This window comes from Bariatricus sp. HCP28S3_A4, from assembly GCF_052066395.1.
GTDB lineage: Bacteria > Bacillota > Clostridia > Lachnospirales > Lachnospiraceae > Allocoprococcus.
Genome location: NZ_JBQHSE010000013.1, coordinates 52,444 through 74,545, shown reverse-complemented (window position 1 = coordinate 74,545; position 22,102 = coordinate 52,444). Strand labels below are relative to the sequence as shown.

Annotated in this window: 19 protein-coding genes and 1 tRNA gene; 19 read left to right on the top strand and 1 reads right to left on the bottom strand. The window is 45.6% G+C overall.

The window, feature by feature from the left end; genetic code table 11:
• The first annotated feature begins 263 nt into the window (after nt 1-263).
• From ACTNBF_RS08595 to ACTNBF_RS08555, 9 genes are all read left to right on the top strand, one after another.
• Nucleotides 264-1,097, top strand: a complete 834-nt coding sequence (locus ACTNBF_RS08595; RefSeq protein WP_427807044.1) for a hypothetical protein — start codon at nt 264-266, stop codon at nt 1,095-1,097.
• A 57-nt stretch (nt 1,098-1,154) separates the two neighbouring features.
• The gene (locus tag ACTNBF_RS08590; protein WP_427807043.1) at nt 1,155-2,456 is read left to right on the top strand and encodes a diaminopimelate decarboxylase; all 1,302 of its coding nucleotides are present in this window, start codon (nt 1,155-1,157) and stop codon (nt 2,454-2,456) included.
• A 61-nt stretch (nt 2,457-2,517) separates the two neighbouring features.
• A tRNA-Leu gene (locus ACTNBF_RS08585) sits at nt 2,518-2,600 on the top strand.
• Nucleotides 2,601-2,742: 142 nt separating this feature from the next.
• Entirely contained in the window at nt 2,743-5,352 is a 2,610-nt protein-coding gene (gene polA, locus ACTNBF_RS08580) for a DNA polymerase I (protein WP_441024858.1), read from the top strand.
• Nucleotides 5,353-5,448: 96 nt separating this feature from the next.
• Complete coding sequence (gene coaE, locus ACTNBF_RS08575) at nt 5,449-6,060, top strand: dephospho-CoA kinase (RefSeq protein WP_441024860.1); 612 nt, start codon at nt 5,449-5,451, stop codon at nt 6,058-6,060.
• A gap of 4 nt (nt 6,061-6,064) precedes the next feature.
• Entirely contained in the window at nt 6,065-6,862 is a 798-nt protein-coding gene (locus tag ACTNBF_RS08570; protein WP_427807039.1) for an MBL fold metallo-hydrolase, read from the top strand.
• A gap of 33 nt (nt 6,863-6,895) precedes the next feature.
• Nucleotides 6,896-7,168 (top strand): ACT domain-containing protein, encoded by a 273-nt coding sequence (locus tag ACTNBF_RS08565; protein WP_427807038.1) that lies wholly within the window; start codon nt 6,896-6,898, stop codon nt 7,166-7,168.
• Between the two features lie 15 nt (nt 7,169-7,183).
• Nucleotides 7,184-8,548 carry a PFL family protein gene (locus ACTNBF_RS08560; RefSeq protein WP_427807037.1) on the top strand — a complete coding sequence of 455 codons (1,365 nt, stop codon included), beginning with the start codon at nt 7,184-7,186 and terminating at the stop codon, nt 8,546-8,548.
• 14 nt (nt 8,549-8,562) lie between these two features.
• Nucleotides 8,563-9,435, top strand: coding sequence for a DegV family protein (locus tag ACTNBF_RS08555; protein WP_441024861.1), 873 nt, complete (start codon nt 8,563-8,565; stop codon nt 9,433-9,435).
• A 119-nt stretch (nt 9,436-9,554) separates the two neighbouring features.
• Here ACTNBF_RS08555 and ACTNBF_RS08550 read toward each other — a convergent pair whose 3' ends face one another.
• Nucleotides 9,555-10,814: a nucleotidyltransferase gene (locus ACTNBF_RS08550; RefSeq protein WP_441024863.1), complete on the bottom strand. Its 1,260-nt coding sequence runs from the start codon at nt 10,812-10,814 to the stop codon at nt 9,555-9,557.
• Between the two features lie 126 nt (nt 10,815-10,940).
• Here ACTNBF_RS08550 and mgtE point away from each other — a divergent pair, with 126 nt between their 5' ends.
• From mgtE to smc, 10 genes are all read left to right on the top strand, one after another.
• A complete protein-coding gene (gene mgtE / locus ACTNBF_RS08545; RefSeq protein ID WP_427807034.1) occupies nt 10,941-12,299 on the top strand; it encodes a magnesium transporter in 1,359 nt (452 codons plus the stop codon).
• A 167-nt stretch (nt 12,300-12,466) separates the two neighbouring features.
• Nucleotides 12,467-13,654, top strand: coding sequence for an acetate/propionate family kinase (locus ACTNBF_RS08540; protein WP_427819795.1), 1,188 nt, complete (start codon nt 12,467-12,469; stop codon nt 13,652-13,654).
• A 100-nt stretch (nt 13,655-13,754) separates the two neighbouring features.
• Nucleotides 13,755-14,282, top strand: a complete 528-nt coding sequence (locus ACTNBF_RS08535; RefSeq protein WP_427819796.1) for a YceD family protein — start codon at nt 13,755-13,757, stop codon at nt 14,280-14,282.
• A gap of 3 nt (nt 14,283-14,285) precedes the next feature.
• Complete coding sequence (rpmF, locus tag ACTNBF_RS08530; RefSeq protein WP_427807031.1) at nt 14,286-14,465, top strand: 50S ribosomal protein L32; 180 nt, start codon at nt 14,286-14,288, stop codon at nt 14,463-14,465.
• 508 nt (nt 14,466-14,973) lie between these two features.
• Nucleotides 14,974-15,123, top strand: a complete 150-nt coding sequence (locus tag ACTNBF_RS08525; protein ID WP_441089063.1) for a hypothetical protein — start codon at nt 14,974-14,976, stop codon at nt 15,121-15,123.
• A gap of 141 nt (nt 15,124-15,264) precedes the next feature.
• On the top strand, nt 15,265-16,359 hold the full coding sequence (locus ACTNBF_RS08520; protein ID WP_441089062.1) for a hypothetical protein: 1,095 nt from the start codon (nt 15,265-15,267) through the stop codon (nt 16,357-16,359).
• 135 nt (nt 16,360-16,494) lie between these two features.
• Complete coding sequence (gene plsX / locus ACTNBF_RS08515; protein ID WP_427806494.1) at nt 16,495-17,520, top strand: phosphate acyltransferase PlsX; 1,026 nt, start codon at nt 16,495-16,497, stop codon at nt 17,518-17,520.
• 20 nt (nt 17,521-17,540) lie between these two features.
• On the top strand, nt 17,541-17,771 hold the full coding sequence (gene acpP, locus ACTNBF_RS08510; RefSeq protein ID WP_427806495.1) for an acyl carrier protein: 231 nt from the start codon (nt 17,541-17,543) through the stop codon (nt 17,769-17,771).
• A 53-nt stretch (nt 17,772-17,824) separates the two neighbouring features.
• Nucleotides 17,825-18,517: a ribonuclease III gene (gene rnc, locus ACTNBF_RS08505; RefSeq protein ID WP_441028427.1), complete on the top strand. Its 693-nt coding sequence runs from the start codon at nt 17,825-17,827 to the stop codon at nt 18,515-18,517.
• Nucleotides 18,518-18,527: 10 nt separating this feature from the next.
• A complete protein-coding gene (gene smc / locus ACTNBF_RS08500) occupies nt 18,528-22,088 on the top strand; it encodes a chromosome segregation protein SMC (RefSeq protein ID WP_441089061.1) in 3,561 nt (1,186 codons plus the stop codon).
• Nucleotides 22,089-22,102: the final 14 nt, after the last annotated feature.

Sequence of the window (22,102 nt, the reverse complement as noted above, 5' to 3'; positions counted from 1 at the left end):
CCTTAAAAAGGCTCGTATATGTCAATATAACTACCTATTAAATAGTGTGTGCCGTTAGCTTCGGCAACATTTTTCATTATACGACAGAATGGATGAAAATACAAATGGAAGTTCGATTAAGAATGTAGAAAATATATGAAAATGTCATAAAAAAGATGTAGAATTTGTTAAAACGGCGGTAAACTTAAGCGGAAGAATTGACAAAGACAAAGTCAAAGGATACAATAACAAGAGTATAAAAAATACAGAAATGGAGTCAGTTTATGAGAAAATGGATGGATAAAATGGAACGTAAATTCGGCAGATATGCGGTGAAGAATCTGACAGTCTATCTGCTGGTGTGTTACGGTGTGGGATATCTGCTTTCGTTCTTATCTCCGCAGCTTTTGAGTTATTTTACGCTGGAACCGGGGCTGATCCTTCAGGGACAGATCTGGCGCCTGATCAGCTGGGTGATCATTCCACCTAATTTCAGCCTGATCTTTGTGATTTTTATGATGCTCCTGTACTATTCGCTGGGAACCTCGCTGGAGACGATCTGGGGGTCGTTCCGGTATAATGTGTATATTTTCTCGGGAATCATTTTCACCATTATCGGCGCATTTATCGTGTATGTTATCACAGGCGGTATGGTTGGTTTCGGAGGTATTTTCAGTACGTATTATATCAATATGTCTATTTTCTTTGCATGTGCGGCGATCATGCCGGATCTGCAGCTTTATCTTTATGGAATCATTCCGGTGAAGATGAAGTGGCTGGCTATACTGGACGCAGTACTGATTTTATGGGATTTTGTGGCAGGCGGAATCGTTACCAGGATTTCGATCGTTGCATCGCTCCTTAACTTCCTGATTTTCTTCCTGTTGAATCGGAATATGCAGCGTTATCGTCCGAAACAGGTGATCCGTAAGCATAAATTCCAGAAAGAGGTGACAAGACCGACTGCAACCTACGCAGGCGGAGCAAAGCATAAATGCGCAGTCTGCGGAAGAACAGAACTGGATGATCCGAACCTGGAATTCCGTTACTGTTCCAAATGCAATGGCAATTATGAATATTGTCAGGATCATCTGTTTACCCATGAACATGTGAAATAAATCACAGTTCAGAGAAATACAATCAAATAATCGAACGACAAGGAAGGAGAGGACACCATGGAAAAAAGACCATTCGTGACCAAAGGACAACTGGAAGAGATTGTAAAGGAATACCCGACACCGTTTCATCTCTATGATGAGAAGGGAATTCGTGAAAATGCGAAAGCACTGAAGGAAGCGTTTGCATGGAATAAAGGATACAAGGAATATTTTGCGGTGAAAGCGACACCGAATCCGTATATTCTTTCCATTCTGAAAGAGTATGGATGCGGATGTGACTGCTCATCTTACACGGAGCTTTTGATGTCAGAGTCCGTAGGCTCTGTAGGAGAGGACATCATGTTTTCTTCCAACGATACGCCGGCGGAAGAGTTCCGTCTTGCGGCAAAGCTGGGTGCGATCATCAATCTGGATGACATCACACATATTGATTTTCTGGAGCAGACGATCGGAAAAATCCCGGAGACGATCAGCTGCCGGTACAATCCGGGCGGACTGTTCAAGATTTCCAACAGCATCATGGATAACCCGGGCGACGCGAAATACGGCATGACCACCGAACAGATCTTTGAAGCCTTCAAGATCCTGAAAGCAAAAGGGGCAAAGGAATTCGGCATCCATGCATTTCTTGCAAGCAATACGGTGACGAACGAGTATTACCCGACTCTTGCGAAAGTGCTTTTTGAAGTTGCTGTAAAGCTTCAGAAGGAAACGGGTGCGCATATTAAATTCATCAATCTGTCCGGAGGTATCGGAATTCCGTACAAACCGGATCAGGAACCGAATGATATCAAGGTGATCGGTGAAGGCGTGCGGAAAGTATATGAGGAAGTGCTGGTTCCGGCCGGAATGGGCGATGTTGCAATCTACACGGAGCTTGGCCGCTTTATGCTTGCACCGTACGGATGCCTTGTTACAAAAGCGATCCATGAGAAGCATACTCATAAAGAGTATATCGGCGTAGATGCGTGCGCAGCGAATCTGATGCGTCCGGCTATGTACGGTGCATATCATCATATCACCGTTATGGGAAAAGAAGAGGAACCGTGTGATCATATGTATGATGTAACCGGATCCCTTTGCGAGAATAATGATAAATTTGCGATCGATCGCATGCTGCCGAAGATTGATATGGGGGATCTGCTTGTGATCCATGATACAGGAGCGCATGGTTTCTCTATGGGTTATAATTATAACGGACGTCTTCGTTCCGCGGAAGTTCTCCTGAAAGAGGACGGAAGTACGCAGCTGATCCGGCGTGCGGAGACACCGATGGACTATTTCGCAACCTTTGATTCGCTTCCTGTTTATGATGCACTCAAAAAGAATACCGAAGAAGCAGAGAAAGATTGTCAGTAATTAAAAAAAACACTTGCGAACCGCGGATGATTGTGTTATGATTATCTACGGTTCGTGATAGGCCGGCGTGTCGGAATGGCAGACGAGGCAGACTCAAAATCTGTTGCGGGCAACCGCGTGCGGGTTCAAGTCCCGCCGCCGGCAGTATAAAAATCTGTGGCTGCGAAACCGGTAGAGTAAAGTTCTATTGGCTTCGCAGCTGCAGATTTTTTTGATTCCAGAAGGGGCTTTTGGATGTACAGGATCCCCGCTGGCAGCATGACAAGGTGCAGAAAGGAATAACGGCATGAGTAAGATTGTACTGATTGATGGACACAGTATTCTGAACCGGGCGTTTTATGGTCTCCCGGACTTGACGAATGCGGAGGGACTGCATACCAATGCGGTCTATGGATTTCTGAACATTATGTTTAAGATACTGGAAGAGGAAAAGCCGGAGTATCTGACGGTGGCATTCGATGTCCACGCGCCTACGTTCCGGCATGAGATGTACTCTGAATATAAAGGAACGAGAAAACCGATGGCGGAAGAATTAAGGGAGCAGGTGCCGCTTATGAAGGAAGTCCTTCATGCGATGGGCGTTCGAACCATTGAGCAGGCGGGACTGGAGGCGGATGATCTTCTGGGAACGCTTTCCAGAAGATGCGAAGCAAAGGGAATGGAAGTCGTGATTCTTTCCGGTGACCGGGATCTCCTTCAGCTTGCCACTGACCATGTGGAAATCCGGGTTCCCAAGACAAAACGTGCAGGAACCGAGATTGAAGATTATTATGCGGCGGATGTGAAAGAACGGTATCTGGTCACACCGCAGGAATTTATCGATGTCAAGGCACTCATGGGAGATGCTTCGGACAATATTCCCGGGGTTCCGAATATCGGAGAGAAAACGGCGACCAGGATCATTGCGGATTATGGTTCGATTGAACATGCGTACGAGCATGCATCAGAGCTGAAGCCGCCTCGCGCCGCAAAGAATCTTGTGGAGTACTGGGAGCAGGCGAAAATGAGCAAGGTGCTCGCGACGATCAATGTCGAAGCGGATTTCCCGTATGATCTGGATGAGGCGAAACTGGGTAATCTCTACACCCAGGAGGCATATGCATATTTCCAGAGACTGCAGTTCAAGAATCTTTTGTCAAGATTTGAGATGCAGAGCGAAAATGCTTTGGAGAGTGTTTTTCAGGTCATTCATACACGCGGGGAGGCGGAGACGGTATTTGCAAGAGCAAAGCAGGCCGCAAGAGTCGGAGCTCTGGTCTATAAACAGACGAAAAATGTACTTCCGTTATTTGCCGCACAGGCCGGAATCGGTCTTGCGTTTGGCGATCAGGAGATCTACTGTATCCCGGCAGAGGGAGAGATCTCTTCGGAGTTTCTTCTTGCCGGACTCGAGGCTGTGGCCGGTCAGGTAGGGCAGTTTGTGGTATTTGACCTGAAGAAACTGTTGAAAAACGTGAAAATAAATCCGGATGATGTGGATAAATGTTTCGATGTGGCGATTGCTGCTTATCTGCTGAATCCGCTGAAGAGTGAATATCCGTTTGAAGATGTGGCGCAGGAATATCTGGGACTGATGATCGATCCGAAAGCAGATGAGGAGAAAAAGATTTGTTATGAGGCGTACACGGCGTTTGCGGCAGCGGATGTCCTGCTTGGAAAATTACGCGAGACGGATATGGAAAAGCTGTTTCGTGAAATCGAAATGCCGCTGGTATTTACGCTGTTCAAAATGGAGCAGAACGGGGTAAAGGTGGAAGGAGAAGCGCTTCGTGTCTACGGAGAACAGCTTGGCGGAAAGATCACAGAGCTGGAGAAAGAGATCTATGAACTTGCGGGGGAAGAATTTAATATCAATTCTCCGAAGCAGCTGGGCGTTGTTCTCTTTGAACATCTGGGGCTTCCGAACGGTAAGAAGACAAAGACCGGTTATTCCACGGCGGCTGATGTGCTGGATAAGCTGGCACCGGATTACCCTGTGGTTTCCAAAATCCTGGAATACCGCCAGCTTAGTAAGCTGAAATCCACCTATGCGGATGGGCTGGCTGTCTATATCAGGGAAGAGGATCAGAGAATCCATGGAAAATTTAATCAGACCATCACGGCGACAGGACGGATCAGCAGTACGGAACCGAACCTTCAGAATATACCGGTTCGAATGGAGCTTGGAAGGCTGATCCGCAAGGTTTTTGTCCCGGAAGATGGTTATGTGTTTGTTGATGCGGATTATTCACAGATCGAACTGCGTGTGCTGGCGCACTGTTCCGGTGATAAGGAACTGATCCAGGCTTACCGTGAGGCGAGGGATATCCATCGGATCACTGCATCCCAGGTATTTCACACGCCTTTTGATGAGGTGACGGACCTGCAGAGAAGAAATGCAAAAGCGGTCAATTTCGGAATCGTGTACGGAATCAGTTCTTTTGGACTGAGCCAGGATCTGAGCATTACGCGAAAAGAGGCAGCCGAATATATTGAACGATATTTTGAAACCTACCCGGGAATTAAGACATTTTTGGATGATACGGTCGCCCATGCAAAAGAGCAGGGATATGTAGTGACGCTTTTCGGCAGACGGCGCCCGGTACCGGAGCTTTCTTCCAGCAACTTCATGCAAAGACAGTTCGGGGAACGTGTGGCCATGAATTCTCCGATTCAGGGAACCGCGGCTGACATTATCAAAATCGCCATGATCGCGGTAGACAAGGAACTGACAAAGAGAAAGATGAAATCGCGGCTGGTCCTTCAGGTACACGATGAACTTCTGGTAGAAGCATGGAAAGAAGAATTGGAGGAAGTGCAGGCGATTTTGAAGGAATGCATGGAAAATGCCGCTACTCTGGATGTCCCGCTTGACATTGATATGCATACCGGACAGAGCTGGTATGAGGCGAAATAGGAAGGAAAAGCTGTGGACAGGATTCATTGAGGACAGAAACATAGCGGACCAGAAAAGGATATGGACAAACTCCGGGATATCGGAAGGGGTACTAGGATGATTAAGATAGGAATAACCGGCGGAGTGGGTTCCGGAAAAAGTCAGGTTCTTGCGTATCTGGAAGAAATACACCACGCAAGAATCTGCCAGGCGGACTTGATCGCTCACGAACTCCAGAGACCGAAGGAAAAATGCTGGAGGAAAATACGGGAATATTTTGGAGAGGGAATCTGCAATCCGGACGGTACGATCGATCGAAAGAAACTGGGAACAATCGTATTTTCCGATGCGGAAAAGCTTAGTGTACTGAATGCGATCGTGCATCCGGCGGTCAATGAGAGGATCCACCGGTTGATTGCAGAAGAAGAGAAAAAGGGAACCGGAATCTTTGTCCTTGAGGCGGCACTGATGACAGAACCGGTATACCGCGAAATGATGGATGAGATCTGGTATATTTATGCGGAGAAGCAGGTGCGTTTTCAGAGGCTTCGTACAGACAGAGGCTATTCGGATGAAAAGACCGCATCCATGATGTCATCCCAGGTGACCGAAGAGACTTACCGGGATTTTTGCGATCTTACGATCGATAACAGCAGAGAATTTGAGAAAACGAAAGTGCAGATCGACCGCGCGCTTTCGAATATGAAAAATAGATACGACAGGAGATAAACGGATGAGATTATGCAGCATTGCCAGCGGGAGCAGCGGAAACTGCATTTACGTTGGAAGTGAAGATACACATTTGCTAGTGGATACGGGAATCAGCAGAAAAAAGATTGAAGAGGGACTTTGTTCTCTGGAAATCAAAGGTGAGGAATTGGACGGAATTCTGATCACCCATGAACATGCCGACCATATTCAGGGACTGGGGGTATTCAGCCGGAAGTATCAGATTCCAATCTATGCCACTCCCGGAACCTTGCGAGGAATCCGCGAATACAAAGGACTGGGGAAAATGCCGGACGGGCTTTACCGGGAAATCCATGTAGATGAGGATTTTCGGGTGGGAGATATTGATATCCATGCATTTGCCATTTCGCATGATGCAAATGAACCGAGCGGATACCGCTTTGAGCAGGATGAGAAAAGAGTGGCTGTCGCGACCGATCTTGGAAAATATGATGCATATACGGTGGAGAATCTGAAGAATCTGAATGCGGTTCTGTTGGAATCCAATCACGATATCCATATGCTTGAGGTAGGACCCTATCCCTACTATTTGAAACAGAGAGTCATGGGGGACAAAGGTCATTTATCAAATGAATTGTCAGGACGCCTGCTTTGTGATATACTACATGAGAACTTGCAGCATGTGCTGCTGGGGCACCTCAGCAAGGAGAATAATTATGCAGAACTTGCATATGAGACTGTAAAACTGGAAGTGACATTGGGAGATAATCCTTATAAAGGGGAGGAGATACCGATTTCCGTGGCAAGAAGAGATCGTATTTCAGAAGTAGTAACCGTTTAATAAGACTAGAACAGAAGACACAGGAGGCACACTATGAAGAAATGTATTATTACAGTGGTAGGAAAAGATTCGGTAGGTATCATTGCAAAAGTCTGCACATATCTGGCAGATACGAATATCAATATTCTTGATATTTCCCAGACGATCGTGGATGGTTATTTTAACATGATGGCAGTTGTAGATGTTGAGAATTCAAAGAAGGAGCTGGATATTGTTTCCGTGGATCTTCGCGACCTCGGTCTTCAGATCGGTGTGGATATTCATTGTCAGAGAGAAGAGATTTTCCAGAGAATGCACAGACTGTAAGAGAGGACGGGAACGATGATTAATTTTTATGAGGTGGCAGAGACGAATCAGATGATTGAACAGGAGAATCTGGATGTGAGAACGATCACACTTGGAATCAGTCTTCTGGATTGTATTGATTCTGATTTGGAAAAATTAAATGAAAAGATTTATAATAAGATTGTGACGATTGCAAAGGATCTGGTTGAGACAGGCAATAAAATTGAAAAGGAATTCGGAATTCCGATTGTAAATAAACGAATTTCCATTACGCCGATCGCACTTGTGGGCGGCTCTGCCTGCAAGACTCCGGAAGATTATGTGACCATCGCCAGAACGCTGGATGAGGCTGCAAAGACGGTGGGCGTGAACTTTATCGGCGGTTATTCGGCACTGGTGTCAAAGGGAATGACGAAAAGCGATGAGAACCTGATCCGTTCGATTCCGATGGCACTTGCTTCCACAGAACGTGTCTGCAGTTCCGTAAATGTCGGATCCACGAAGACAGGCATTGATATGGATGCTGTCCGTCTCTGTGGAGAGATGGTCAAGGCGACGGCGGAGGCTACCAAAGAAAAAGACTCGCTGGGATGTGCAAAACTGGTGGTATTCTGTAATGCACCCGATGATAATCCGTTTATGGCCGGAGCATTTCTCGGTGTGACAGAAGGCGATGCGGTCATCAACGTAGGGGTCAGCGGTCCGGGTGTTGTCAAGAAGGCAATCGAAAAATGCCGTGGCAAGGGATTTGAGGTGCTTTGCGAGACTATTAAGAAGACGGCGTTTAAAGTGACGCGTGTCGGACAGCTTGTTGCAGGAGAGGCATCCAAACGGATGGGAATTCCGTTCGGAATCGTGGATCTATCACTTGCCCCTACGCCCGCTGTAGGTGATTCGGTAGCTGAGATTCTGGAAGAGATCGGTCTGGAGCGAGTGGGGGCACCGGGAACGACGGCAGCGCTTGCGATGCTGAATGACCAGGTGAAAAAAGGCGGTGTGATGGCGTCATCCTATGTCGGCGGCCTTAGCGGTGCGTTCATCCCGGTCAGTGAGGATCAGGGGATGATCGATGCGGTAAATGCCGGCTCACTCTGCCTGGAGAAACTGGAGGCGATGACTTGCGTCTGCTCCGTAGGACTTGATATGATTGCGATTCCGGGGAAGACATCATCGGCAACGATATCCGGAATCATTGCCGATGAGATGGCAATTGGTATGGTGAACCAGAAGACCACAGCAGTACGTCTGATTCCGGTCATTGGCAAGGATGTAGGGGATGTGGCAGAGTTCGGCGGACTTCTTGGGTATGCGCCGATCATGCCGGTGAATGAGTTTGACTGCAGTGCTTTCATCAACAGACAAGGAAGAATTCCGGCACCAATCCATAGTTTTAAGAATTAGAGAGGTATTCAAATATGAGTAAGGTAGCAATTGTAACTGACAGTAACAGTGGTATCACGCAGGCAGATGGTAAAGAGATGGGAGTATTTGTGCTTCCGATGCCTTTCTATATTGATGACGAACTCTTTTTTGAGGAGATTACGCTGACTCAGGAAGAATTTTATCAGAAAATGGAAAGCGACGCGGATATCAAGACTTCTCAGCCTGCACCGGGCGATGTGATGAAGCTCTGGGATGACATCCTCAAAGAATATGATGAAATCGTACACATTCCAATGTCAAGCGGACTCAGCGGTTCCTGCGAGACAGCTATGATGCTGGCGGAAGAATACGACGGAAAAGTAAAGGTGGTCAACAACCAGAGAATTTCCGTTACACAGCGTCGTTCTGTAATGGAAGCAAAAGCGCTTGCTGATGCAGGGAAAAATGCAGAAGAGATCAAAGCACTTCTGGAAGAAATAAAATTAGAATCCGATATCTATATTACACTTGATACTTTGAAATATCTGAAGAAAGGCGGACGCCTTACACCGGCCGCCGCTGCAATTGGTACAGTACTCAATCTGAAACCGGTTCTTCGCATCAAAGGGGAAAAGCTGGATGCTTTTTCAAAGGCAAGAGGATGGAAGAGCGCGAAGAAGACAATGATCCAAACGATCCAGAAGGTGATCGATACAGAGTTCTCCGATTGTAAAGGCCCGGAAAATCTGTATATTGATGCAGCCTATACCGGAAATCAGGAAGATGCAAATGAATGGAAACGGGAATTGGAAGAGACTTTCCCGGAATATGATATCTATATGGCACCTTTGTCATTAAGCGTGGCATGCCATATTGGACCGGGAGCCTGTGCGGTGACCGTGACGAAAAGGCTTAAGGTTTCATAAAAAGCGGTTTGAATCTGAAAAGCGTATATATGCGATAAAGAGGAACTCTTATACAGGTGGGAGCTGTGTCCCGGATGGGGCACAGCTCCCACTTGTATGATATGAAATTACTACGTAAATCAAAGAATGACCAACGGTTGCGAAGGTGCTGGAATAAAGGGTGTGCCATATTTGTTTGTAATCACGGACTCATAGAGGTCACTTGCAAAGAGATCCTGTCGAAGCATTGCGACTGCCTCGCCGGAAAGAGGCGGGGCGGTGTTCAATTTTGTAATCAAAGGAATCCGGGAGTGCTCATGCAAAACGGTGAGGAGACCGGCATCTTTTTTGCAAAAACCCAGTATGCGGGCGTATTGTGCAAAAGTGGTACGGGCATAATCATCCATGTTCTTCTGACGAATATTAAGAAGAATGTGGAGAAGAATCCGGCTGATTCTTGTATAGGTCACCTCGCGTGTCTTCAGCAGTTCACAGAATTGATCCCATGATATCAACTCGTTACACCGGTTCATGATGCGGTTAGCCAGATCCGTTGTGATATCTGCGTATTGCGTGAGGGATTCTCGGGTTTCGGAAAGAAGCCTGTACTTTAGAAGCAGGGACAGGTCGTTTGCGAAAACAGGAAATCTTTTCAGATAGTTTTCTTCCATAATTGCAAAGGAGGAAGCCGGAATCTGATCGTTCAGAATCTCCGGAAGAATCGCACCTGTTTCTTTATGGCTCATGCCCTCCGGTTCCACAAGAAGATGTCGGATTGCGGAAGCAGAACTCAAAGTGCCGGAGAGCTCTGTATCATGATATCCGGATTCCTTACGCTGTATAGTGAAGGCTTTCAAATTGCTTCCGGTACGATGGAGCGCTTTCAGGTATTCGATTCCCAGCGTATTGTTCGGACAATCCAGTATCTCAGCAAGATCGGGATCTCCGGTGTATTCTGCAAGTGCCATTTCGCGGGCGGCAGGAAACGGAAGTCCGTTTTTTAGATTCTTTTGAAGAGAGCGACGGAATTCTTCCGGCTCTTCGGAGAGAATCCGGGCGATCTGATCAAGTTTTTCCACATTTCCGCATTCACTTCCGAAACAGATCGAATCAATGCAGCCGAGTGCATCGAAGATTTCGATGGCACCGCGGGCAAAGTATTCGGCGCTTCCGCATGCGCAGCAGACAGGAAGCTCCAGAACAAGAGAAGCTCCGGCAGACAGTGCGGCTCTGGTGCGCAGGTGTTTCGGCATGATGGCAGGTGCACCCCTCTGGACAAAATTACCGCTCATTAATACAACGGCATAATCGGCACCGGTTTGTTTCAGAGCCTGTTCAATATGATATTTGTGACCATTATGGAAAGGATTATATTCTGTAATTAAACCTACAATTTTCATGTTCTTAACGAGAATCTCCTTGTATCTTGTGTTCAAAAAGATTATACTATAAAAAGAAGTTTTCGGCAAAAGAATTGTATTTCCATACTCGATATAGATTTTTTGGGCTGGGAAGGAGGAAATAAAGTGGATCGCGATAAAATTTTAAAGCTTCTGGAAACGAGAGAATATAAGGAATTGAAAGAAGAGCTGGGTAAATATTATCCCGTCGATATTGCACAGTTTCTGAGTGAAGTGGAAGATAAGCAGATGATAATCCTATTCCGTCTTCTGGCTAAGGAAGAAGGAGCGGAGACCTTTGCATATATGGACAGCGATATGCGCGAGACACTGATCAATGCACTTACTGATTCTGAATTGGAAGAAGTTATGAATGAAATGTATCTGGATGATACGGTCGACGTGCTGGAGGAGATGCCTGCCAATGTTGTGGATCGTCTGCTCATGGTGACGGATGAAGATACGAGAAAGCAGATCAACACACTTTTGAAATATCCGGATGATAGTGCGGGTAGTGTCATGAACGTGGATTATGTGGGACTGCGTCCGGACATGACGGTCGCGGAAGCCATTCTGAAGATCCGTCAGGTCGGTATTAACCGTGAGACGATCTATACTTGTTATGTCACAGAGAAGCGGAAACTGGTGGGAGTGGTCGATATCAAGGACCTTCTGACCAGCAGTGAAAGCCGTACCATGGAAGAAATCATGGATACGAATATCCTCTATGCACAGACAACCGACGACCAGGAAGACGTCGCAATCAAGATTAAGAAATACGGTCTGGTTGCCATCCCGATCGTAGATCATGAGATGTGCATGGTCGGAATCGTAACAGTAGACGATGCGATGCTTGTCCTGCAGGATGAGGCTACGGAAGACTTTAGTATCATGGCCGGTGTTACACCCAACGAAGAGTCTTATTTCGGGACTTCCGCATTCCAGCACGCCAAGAATCGAAGCATGTGGCTGTTACTTTTGATGCTTTCGGCAACCTTTTCCGGACTGGCGCTCGGACATTTTGAGGCACAGATCCTTGCCATGCCTGTACTGAATACGTTTATTCCGATGCTGACCGGAACGGGCGGAAACTGTGGTTCTCAGAGTTCATCTTTGATTATCCGCGGATTAACCGTCGGAGAGATCCGGTTTAAGGATATTTTCCGTGTCATCGTGAAAGAAGTTTCCATCGCGCTGCTGGTCGGAACATTCCTTGCCCTGGTCAACGGAATCCGAATTATGATCATGTACCGCAACCAGGTGGATTCACCGTTCCTGCTTGCTCTGACGCTCGGACTGACGATGATCTGCACGATCATTATGGCGAAAGTGGTGGGCTGTACGTTGCCGCTGATCGCGGACAAGATGGGACTGGATCCGGCAATCATGGCAGCACCACTTATCACGACTCTGGTGGATACCGGGACTACGATCATTTATTTTACAATTGCAATGCAGATATTCCCATTTCTCAAGGGAGTATAGAGACAATACAGTTCATCCGGGATGCAGTCCGGACACTCATACAGTTGTCAAAAAAATAACAAAGCTTGTATGGGGCATGGAAATACGCTATAATGAAATATAGAGTGTACGTTTTCAGATGGAATAGGAAAAACGTTAAATTCATGAATCACGAAGGGAGAAACATTATGAACGTATTAGTAATTAACTGTGGAAGTTCTTCATTGAAATTCCAGCTCATTGACTCTGAATCAGAGGCAGTTTTGGCAAAGGGACTTTGCGAAAGAATTGGTATCGATGGAAAACTGACTTATCAGCCGACGGGTGGAGAAAAGATCACTGAGGACAAACCGATGCCGACTCATACAGAAGCAATCCAGTACGTGCTTGATGCACTGACCGATGCCGAGACCGGTGTTGTTAAGAGCCTGGACGAGATCGGAGCAGTAGGCCATCGTGTACTTCACGGCGGAGAGAAATATTGTGAATCTGTAATTGTTACACCGGAAGTAAAGGAAGTTATCGAAGAATGTATCGATCTTGGACCACTTCATAATCCGGCAAACCTGACAGGTATCGTGGTATGTGAGAAATTGATGCCGGGTACCCCGAATGTTGCTGTATTTGATACTGCATTCCATCAGACCATGCCTAAGAAAGCATTTATGTATGGAATCCCGTATGAATACTATGAAAAATACAAAATCAAACGTTATGGCTTCCACGGAACCAGCCACAGATATGTTTCCAGAAAGACAGCAGAATTCCTGGGAGTACCGTATGAAGAGACCAAAACCATCGTATGCCACCTTGGAAACGGTTCTTCTATTTCCGCAGTTATGAATGGAAAATGTGTAGATACTTCTATGGGACTTACACCTCTGGAAGGTCTTGTGATGGGAACTCGTTCCGGTGATATTGACCCGGCGATCATTGAGTATATTGCTAAGAAGGAAGGCCTTGGAATCTCTGAGATCCTGAATATGCTGAACAAGAAATCCGGTGTTGCCGGTGTATCTGGTGTATCCAGCGACTTCCGTGATCTTGCAGCAGCTGCAGCAGAGGGAAATGAACGCGCTGCACTTGCACTTGATATGTTTGTATATCGTGTTGCTAAATACATCGGAAGCTACGTAGCTGCAATGAACGGTGTAGACAACATCGTATTTACAGCTGGTATCGGAGAAAATGACGGAACAACAAGAGAAAGAATCTGTTCATATCTTGGATATCTCGGAGTTGAAATCGACAAGGAAGCAAACGCAAAACGCGGAGAAGAAATGATTATTTCTACACCGGAATCCAAAGTTAAGGTTCTTGTTATTCCGACAAACGAAGAACTTGCAATTGCAAGAGAGACTGTTGCACTGTTATAGTACTCTATTTAGTATAGAAACCTTAAAATTCGTAAATAATTTGGTTGACAAATACGTTTTACATGGTATAATAGACTAGGTGTGAATAGGAGTTAAGAGTATGTTAATAAACCTATCCGACGTCTTATCTGAACCACATAAGACCATAGAAGATAACGTTGTTCCCGAGATGAAGCAGGTTTCAATTGGCGGAAGAACATTTCCGGTGGACAGGATCAGTCCCCTGCATATCCGTATCGAATATGCGGGTGATAAGAAGCTTCATATTACTGGCGGATCATCGCTTACTGTGATTATTCCCTGTGACAGATGTCTCGAGGATGTTGCTGTAGACCTTGATCTTGAGATTGAGAAGAATGTGAATACGGATATGGATTGTGCCGATGATGATGACGATTCCGACGAAGCGAATTACATTGACGGATATCATCTTGATGTAGAGCAGTTGCTCTATAATGAGATTTTAGTAGGGTGGCCGACGAAAGTTCTATGTAGCGAAGACTGTAAAGGGATTTGCAGCGTGTGTGGCCAGAACCTGAATGAGGGTACATGTGACTGCGAAGACACAAGTCTGGACCCCAGAATGTCAGTTATCCGCGATCTTTATAAGAATTTTAAGGAGGTGTAACCTATGTCAATTTGTCCAAAGAATAAATCTTCCAAAGCAAGAAGAGACAAGAGAAGAGCGAACTGGAAAATGAGCGCACCGAATCTTGTAAAATGCAGCAAATGTGGAGCTCTTATGATGCCTCACAGAGTTTGCAAGGCTTGCGGAAGCTACAACAAAAAAGAAATCATTACTGTTGAATAATAGTGATGCGGAAAAATCAGAAAGGATTCCAGATGAACTGGAATCCTTTTTTTAAGTTTGCGCGCCATGGGCGCGCTCTAACGGGTGAAAGTCCCGAACATGCCCAGGTAGTGGGAAATGTATAGCCGAACAGCAAGGGTGTCCATCGTGAGGTGGAATCTGAAGGAAGCTGCAGGCAAATCTCTGGTCCGACGAACAGAAATCACATATAAGGCTAGGCTACGAGAGATAAGTTGGATTAATTCAACAAAGTCTAATAACTACCACTTTTGTAGTAGCAGAGTAAATGTGGCGGATATATGGAGAGAAAGAGCGTGCACCTTAAGCGTGGAGGTCTCACAGAGGTTCCATTAGCCTAGTAACAACGAACTGTGAGAAGTCAGCCGAGCCCATAGTAGTGAAGAAGTTTCTGTAATGGAAATGGAGCAAAGGGGCGAACAATCAATAAGTTTGAGTATGTCGCGTATTGCAGAGAGGACAACATCTGCCGTAACCAATCGGGTAAAAGGTGGTCAAATCAAGCGAGACGGAAAGGAATGAACTGTTTCTTTGTATCCTCGGAGCGATCGCACAGGATGAAAGCAGAGCCATCAGCGACCGGATCCGTCGGTACTGTATCAAAGTTATTATTTTTCGAATGAACATGAACCCATCATAGAGAGGGAACTATGGGAGCGGGGCAAGATCATGGATGAAGATGTTAAAGTGAAGCGGATAAATCGTTAAGAACATGTGCTGTTTCTTGAATAAAATGGTCTGTTATGATAAGATGGAAACAAATTTATCGGTGGAATGATTGATGAGAATGAAAACGGAAGGAGAAGCTATGAACAACAAATGTTTTAAATATCTCCCGGATGGATCACAGTCCTACCTTTCGCTGAATGATTATATTGTAAGTTTTGATCGTGATTATAATAAGAGTGATTTGCCATCGCTCCGGGCATTGGATGGTATTAAAGGAAGTGATATCTATGCCTATCGTCATCTGGCTGACGAAGTGAGCAGCGAATTTCCTGCTTTTCATGATGTGGAAGATCATAATATTGCAAGTTTTCTGAATGAACAGCTCGTAGAATCCGATGAGAACCGGAAGAAAGCGGAAAGAATTTTGGATCGTCTCAGCCTGGGTCTTGCTTGCATGATCTTTTCCTTAAAAGAAGGAACAGAAGGCCGAAAGAAGAATGAACTTACGGAAGCTGACTGGCGCTTCTGGAAATCCTGTACGCATGTCTTTTTTGTCGGGAGAGTTGCCGCAGGAGAAACCGGAGCATTTCTGGAGCATAAAGTCATGGAATATCTGAAATATTTATCTGAATTTCAGAAAACAAAATGGCAGTTTCCGACGATACGTTTTTGTTGCAATGAGACAGTCAAGACGATTTCTCTGATGGGATGTGCGAAGGCGCAGGGGATTACCGGAAAGACGGTGTATGTCTTTGATTTTGGAAATACAGCGATCAAGCGCGGCAGAGCGATCCGTAAGGGAGAGGATTATGAACTGGCAGAACTCTCGAACCGGCTGCATGAGGATTTCAGCAGTATGCCGGATACGATCGGAACTGCCGAATGTATTCATAAAGTAATCGTAGATACGGTCTGCGATACAATGAAAGCATTCGGGGAGGATTCCAAAAGCTGCGAGGTCAGTATCTGCATGGCTAATAATCTTCTTGATGGGAAGATTGCAGACAGAGGGTACTACAAAAGTCTCAGACTTCTGGCGGAATTTTACGGGGAATATCTGGAAAATGAACTTTCTGAAATTTGCGAAAGACAAGTGACGGTCTTCATTACAAATGATGCCCAGGCAGTCGCAAATCTGTTCGGAACGTATTCGCCGAATGCGGCAGTAGTCACGCTGGGGACCAGAATGGGGATTGCGTATCCATAAAAACGGTCATGAGACCCGGATATCCTTTCACAATTCTATTGATTTTTAGAACAATGTTTAGTATTATAGTTTTTAGTTGTAAAGCATATCAAGATCGGGCTTTGTACCGGTCCAGATATGTCAGGAGGTAACAGTATGAAGGAAATGACAAAGATCGCAGTGGATGCGATGGGTGGAGATAACGCACCGAAGGAGATCATAAAAGGTGCAGTCGAAGCTGTGCAGAAGCGCGACGATATTCAGGTAATTCTGACAGGAAAAGAAGAAGTCATAGCAGACGAACTTGCCGGATATACTTACAACAAAGAACAGATCACCATTGTGAACACGACAGAGGTGATTGAGACCGCGGAACCGCCGGTCATGGCGATCCGAAGGAAGAAAGACTCATCCATAGTGGTCGGGCTGAAACTTGTGAAGGAGAAGAAAGCAGACGCGTTTGTTTCGGCAGGAAGCTCCGGAGCAGTGCTGGCCGGAGGGCAGCTTCTGGTAGGACGCATCAAGGGAGTCGAAAGGCCGCCCCTTGCACCGCTGATTCCAACGGAGAAGGGATTTGCTCTTCTGATCGACTGTGGAGCGAATGTGGATGCAAGACCATCGCATCTGGTACAGTTCGCAAAAATGGGTTCCATTTACATGAAACACGTGATGGGTGTCAAGAATCCAAAGGTTGGAATCGTGAATATCGGTGCGGAAGAAGAAAAAGGGAATGCGTTGGTGAAGGAGACATTTCCGCTTTTGAAAGAATGCAGGGATATCAATTTCACGGGAAGTATTGAAGCGAGAGAGATTCCGCATGGTCAGGCCGATGTGATCGTCTGTGAAGCGTTCGTCGGCAATGTTATTCTGAAACTGTACGAAGGAGTCGGTTCTGTTCTGATCAGTAAGATGAAGAAAGGAATGATGACGAGCCTCCGCAGCAAAATTGGCGCACTTCTGGTGAAGCCGGCGCTGAAATCCACGATGAAGGATTTTGATGCCAGTGAATATGGAGGCGCTCCGCTGCTTGGTCTTAACGGACTGGTTGTGAAGACGCATGGAAGTTCCACTTCTAAAGAAGTCTGCAATTCTATTTTACAGTGCGTGACATTTAAGGAACAGCGTATCAATGAAAAAATCAAAGAATGTATTCAGGCTGGTGAAGAACCGGCTAATATGTAAGGAAAGAAAGGGCAACAGTTATGGAATTTGAGAAATTAAAAGAAATTATCGCCGATGTATTAGGATGCAACCCGGATACAATTACTCCGGACACAACATTTGTGGACGATCTGGGAGCAGATTCCTTGGATATTTTCCAGATTATTATGGGAATTGAAGATACTTTTGATATTGAAATTGATAACGAAGATGCGGAGAAGATTGCAACTGTCGGTGACGCAGTTGAGCAGATTAAGAACGCAATTAATTAGGCATAATAAAGGAAAAGCCCGTAATAGGGCTTTTTCTTTTAGAAGAGGATAATATGAGCAGAAATTTAAAAGAATTGGAGAAAAAAATCAGTTACAGTTTTTCGGATGAAGGTCTTCTGAAACATGCGATGACGCACAGCTCTTATGTGAACGAAAAACGCCTGAAAAAGACAGACTGCAATGAAAGGCTGGAATTCCTGGGGGATGCAGTACTGGAACTGGTCTCAAGTGAATATTTATTTTTCGAAAATCCAAAGATGCCGGAAGGGGAGCTGACGAAGCTTCGTGCCAGTATGGTATGTGAAAAGGCGCTTGCTTTCTGTGCGCGTGATCTGGATCTGGGAGATTTCCTTCTGTTGGGAAAGGGAGAAGATGCAACCGGGGGAAGGAAGAGGGATTCAATCACTTCGGATGCGCTGGAGGCCTTGATCGGCGCTATATATCTGGATGGTGGTTTTGCTAATGCAAAAGAGTTCATTTTGAACCATGTGTTAAATGATCTGGAAGGAAAAAGACTCTTTTATGATAGCAAGACTATCTTGCAGGAACTTGTCCAGGGAAATTCAGAGAAGAGAATCTGTTACGAGCTTGTCGGTGAAGTGGGACCGGATCACAATAAATCCTTCCAGGTGGAGGTCCGGATCGGGGATACGACTTACGGACAGGGAATCGGCCGCACCAAGAAGGCTGCGGAACAGGAGGCTGCTTATCAGGCGATTTTGAAACTGAAAAACAGAAAGGCTTAGCAGGTGAAGCATGTATTTAAAAAGTATAGAGATACAGGGATTCAAATCGTTTGCGAATAAGATTGTATTTGAGTTTCATAACGGTATTACTGGAATCGTGGGTCCAAACGGGAGCGGAAAGAGCAATGTATCGGATGCCGTTCGGTGGGTTCTTGGAGAACAAAGAATTAAGCAGCTTCGCGGAGGAAGTATGCAGGACGTTATTTTTTCGGGGACAGAGAACAGGAAACCGCTCAGCTATGCGTCGGTTGCCATTACACTGGATAATTCGGATCATAAACTGCCGGTGGACTTTGAAGAGGTCAAGGTTACGAGAAAACTGTATCGTTCAGGGGAAAGCGAGTATCTGATCAATGGAAGCGCCTGCCGTCTTAAGGATATTAATGAGATGTTCTACGATACGGGTATCGGTAAAGAAGGATATTCGATCATCGGGCAGGGACAGATTGATAAGATTCTGAACGGTAAACCGGAAGAACGAAGAGAACTCTTTGATGAAGCGGCTGGTATCGTAAAGTTTAAACGACGGAAAAATATGTCTCTGAAAAAGCTGGAAGAAGAGCAGCAGAATCTGGTTCGTGTCAATGATATTCTCGGAGAGCTGGAGAAACAGTTCGGGCCTTTGCAGAAACAGGCAGAGACAGCGAAGATTTACTTGAAGAAGAAAGAAGAACTGAAGCGGTACGACATCAATATGTTTCTTATGGAAACGATGCGTCTGAAAGAGCAGATGAAAGATGTGGACCAGAAGCTTACAATTGCAAAGAATGAGCTTGATGAGGCAAATCAGCAGTATGAGGATATGAAGAACGAATACGAGCTCATTGAGAATCAGGTAGATGAGATCGATGCGTCTATTGAGAAGGCAAAGAGTCAGTTGAATGAGACGACACTCTTGAAGCAGCAGCTGGAAGGCCAGATCGAGCTCCTTAAGGAGCAGATCAAGAGTGCCCGCATGAATGATGAACATTATGAGAAGCGGGCCAGAACGATTGATCTCGAACTGGAAGAACGTATAAAACAGAAAAAGACACTGGAAAAAGAACATAAAGAAATCGCAGAGAAGCTGTCTTCGGAAGAGGCAAGGCAGGAACAGGCTAAGACTGTACTTGTTTCAGTTCAGTCCCAGATTGCACAGATCACCGCGAAGATTGAACACCATCAGAATGAAATCATGGAAGTACTGAACGGCCGAGCTTCTACGAAAGCGAAACTCCAGCATTATGATACGATGCTGGAACAGATCAAGGTGCAGAGAGCGCAGCTTTATAAACGACTGGTAGAAGCTGAGAGTGATGCCCAGCGGCATCGTGACGAGCGTAAGATCTATGAGGATGAACTGAGACGCATTTCCCAAAAAATCGTAGATTCTGTGAATAAAGTGAAAGCTTATGAAGCTGATATTGAGAGAATGCAGAAGGAAATTGCGGATAAGAATGAAAAACTCCGGATTGGGCAGACTGCATTTCACAGGGAACAGTCCAGACTTGAGTCTCTGAAAAATATTACCGATCGCTATGATGGATACGGAAACAGCATCCGGAAAGTTATGGAGAAAAAAAGCAGTGTTCCGGGGCTCGTCGGAGTTGTTGCAGATATCATCAAAGTAGATAAAAAATATGAAATCGCTGTCGAGACGGCTCTTGGCGGAAGTATCCAGAACATTGTAACTTCGGATGAAGAAACTGCTAAAGAGATGATCGGTTATCTGAAGAAAAATAAATTTGGACGTGCAACCTTTCTCCCACTGACTGCTATCCGGCCCGGACAGGGAATCGGGAAACCGGAAGTATTAAAAGAAAAAGGTGTGATCGGAACAGCAGACACACTGGTCAGCGTGGAGCCGAAGTTTGAAAAACTTGCAGCTCATCTTCTGGGGCGAACGCTTGTGGTGGACCATATTGATACTGGAATTGCACTTGCAAGGAAATACCATCAGACTTTGCGAATTGTAACTCTGGAAGGAGATCTTATGAACCCGGGCGGTGCTATGAGTGGAGGGGCATTTAAGAACAGCAGCAATCTGCTCAGCAGAAGGCGCGAAATCGAAGAGTTTGAGAAAACAGTACTGCTCCTTGAGAACGAGATGAAGGGAGCACAGGCGGAAGTCGATGCTGCCCGTTCGAAGCGTGCGGAGCTTTATGCAAAAGTAGAAGAAATACAACAAAACCTGCAGAAGGATTATGTCGAACAGAATACTGCAAAAATGAATCTGGATCAGGTGGATGCGAAACAGAAGTACACCAGAGAAAATACAGAAGGCATGCATAAAGAGCGGGAAGAACTGGAACACCGCGTGCATGAAATCGAAGAAAACCAGGAATCTATTCAGGTAGAACTGGAAACCAGTGAGCAATTGGAAAAAGAGCTTTCAACAAAAGTCGATGAACTGCAGATGCAGTTGGAAAAAGAGCGAGCGGAAGAAAGCACTGCCGTACAAAAAAATGAAAATATCCATCTGACTTATGCAGCCCTGGATCAGAAGAATGCATTCATTGAGGAGAATCTGAATCGTATCAGTGAAGAAATTGTGAAATTTGAGGAAGAACTGGCATCCTTAGATGCAAGCAAGGGCGAGAACTCCGGTGAAATTGAAGAGAAAGAAAAGCAGATCGCAGAAATTCGAAAGACCATCGATGATTCAGGAGAACTCTTTACGGAATTGAAAACCCAGATTGAAGAATCGCGTGAAAAACGCGAGAAACTGAATCAGAAGAACAAGGCTTTCCTTGGAAAAAGGGACGAATTGTCGAAACATATGGCAGAACTGGACAAGGAAGTTTTCCGTCTGGACAGCCGGAAAACCGGCTATGAGGAAGCATCTGAAAAACAGATCAATTATATGTGGGAAGAGTATGAACTTACTTACAACAGGGCTCTTGAGATACGAGATGAAAATCTGACAGATCTGTCTATGATGAAGAAGCGGATCCAGGAATTGAAGGCAGAAATTAAAGCACTCGGTTCGGTCAATGTCAATGCAATAGAGGATTTTAAAAATCTTGCGGAACGATATGAGTTCCTGAAAGGTCAGCATGACGATCTGGTCGAAGCGGAGACAACACTTACGAAGATTATCGAGGAACTGGATGAAGCGATGAGAAAACAGTTCACCGAGCAGTTCGGGCGTATCGCGCAGGAATTCAATCAGGTTTTCAAAGAACTATTTGGTGGAGGAAAGGGTACACTGGAGCTGATGGAGGATGAAGATGTTCTGGAAGCGGGCATCCGGATCATCGCACAGCCACCGGGCAAGAAACTGCAGAATATGATGCAGCTTTCCGGTGGAGAGAAGGCGTTGACCGCGATTGCGCTGCTTTTTGCGATCCAGAATCTGAAACCATCGCCCTTCTGTCTGCTGGATGAGATCGAAGCAGCACTGGATGATTCCAATGTAACCAGATTTGCACAGTATTTACATAAACTTACAAAATATACACAGTTCATTGTGATCACGCATCGTAGAGGTACCATGACGGCGGCAGACCGCCTCTACGGTATTACCATGCAGGAGAAAGGCGTGTCTACGCTTGTGTCTGTCGATCTTCTGGAAAATGAACTGGATCAGTAGAATGGGAGGCATTA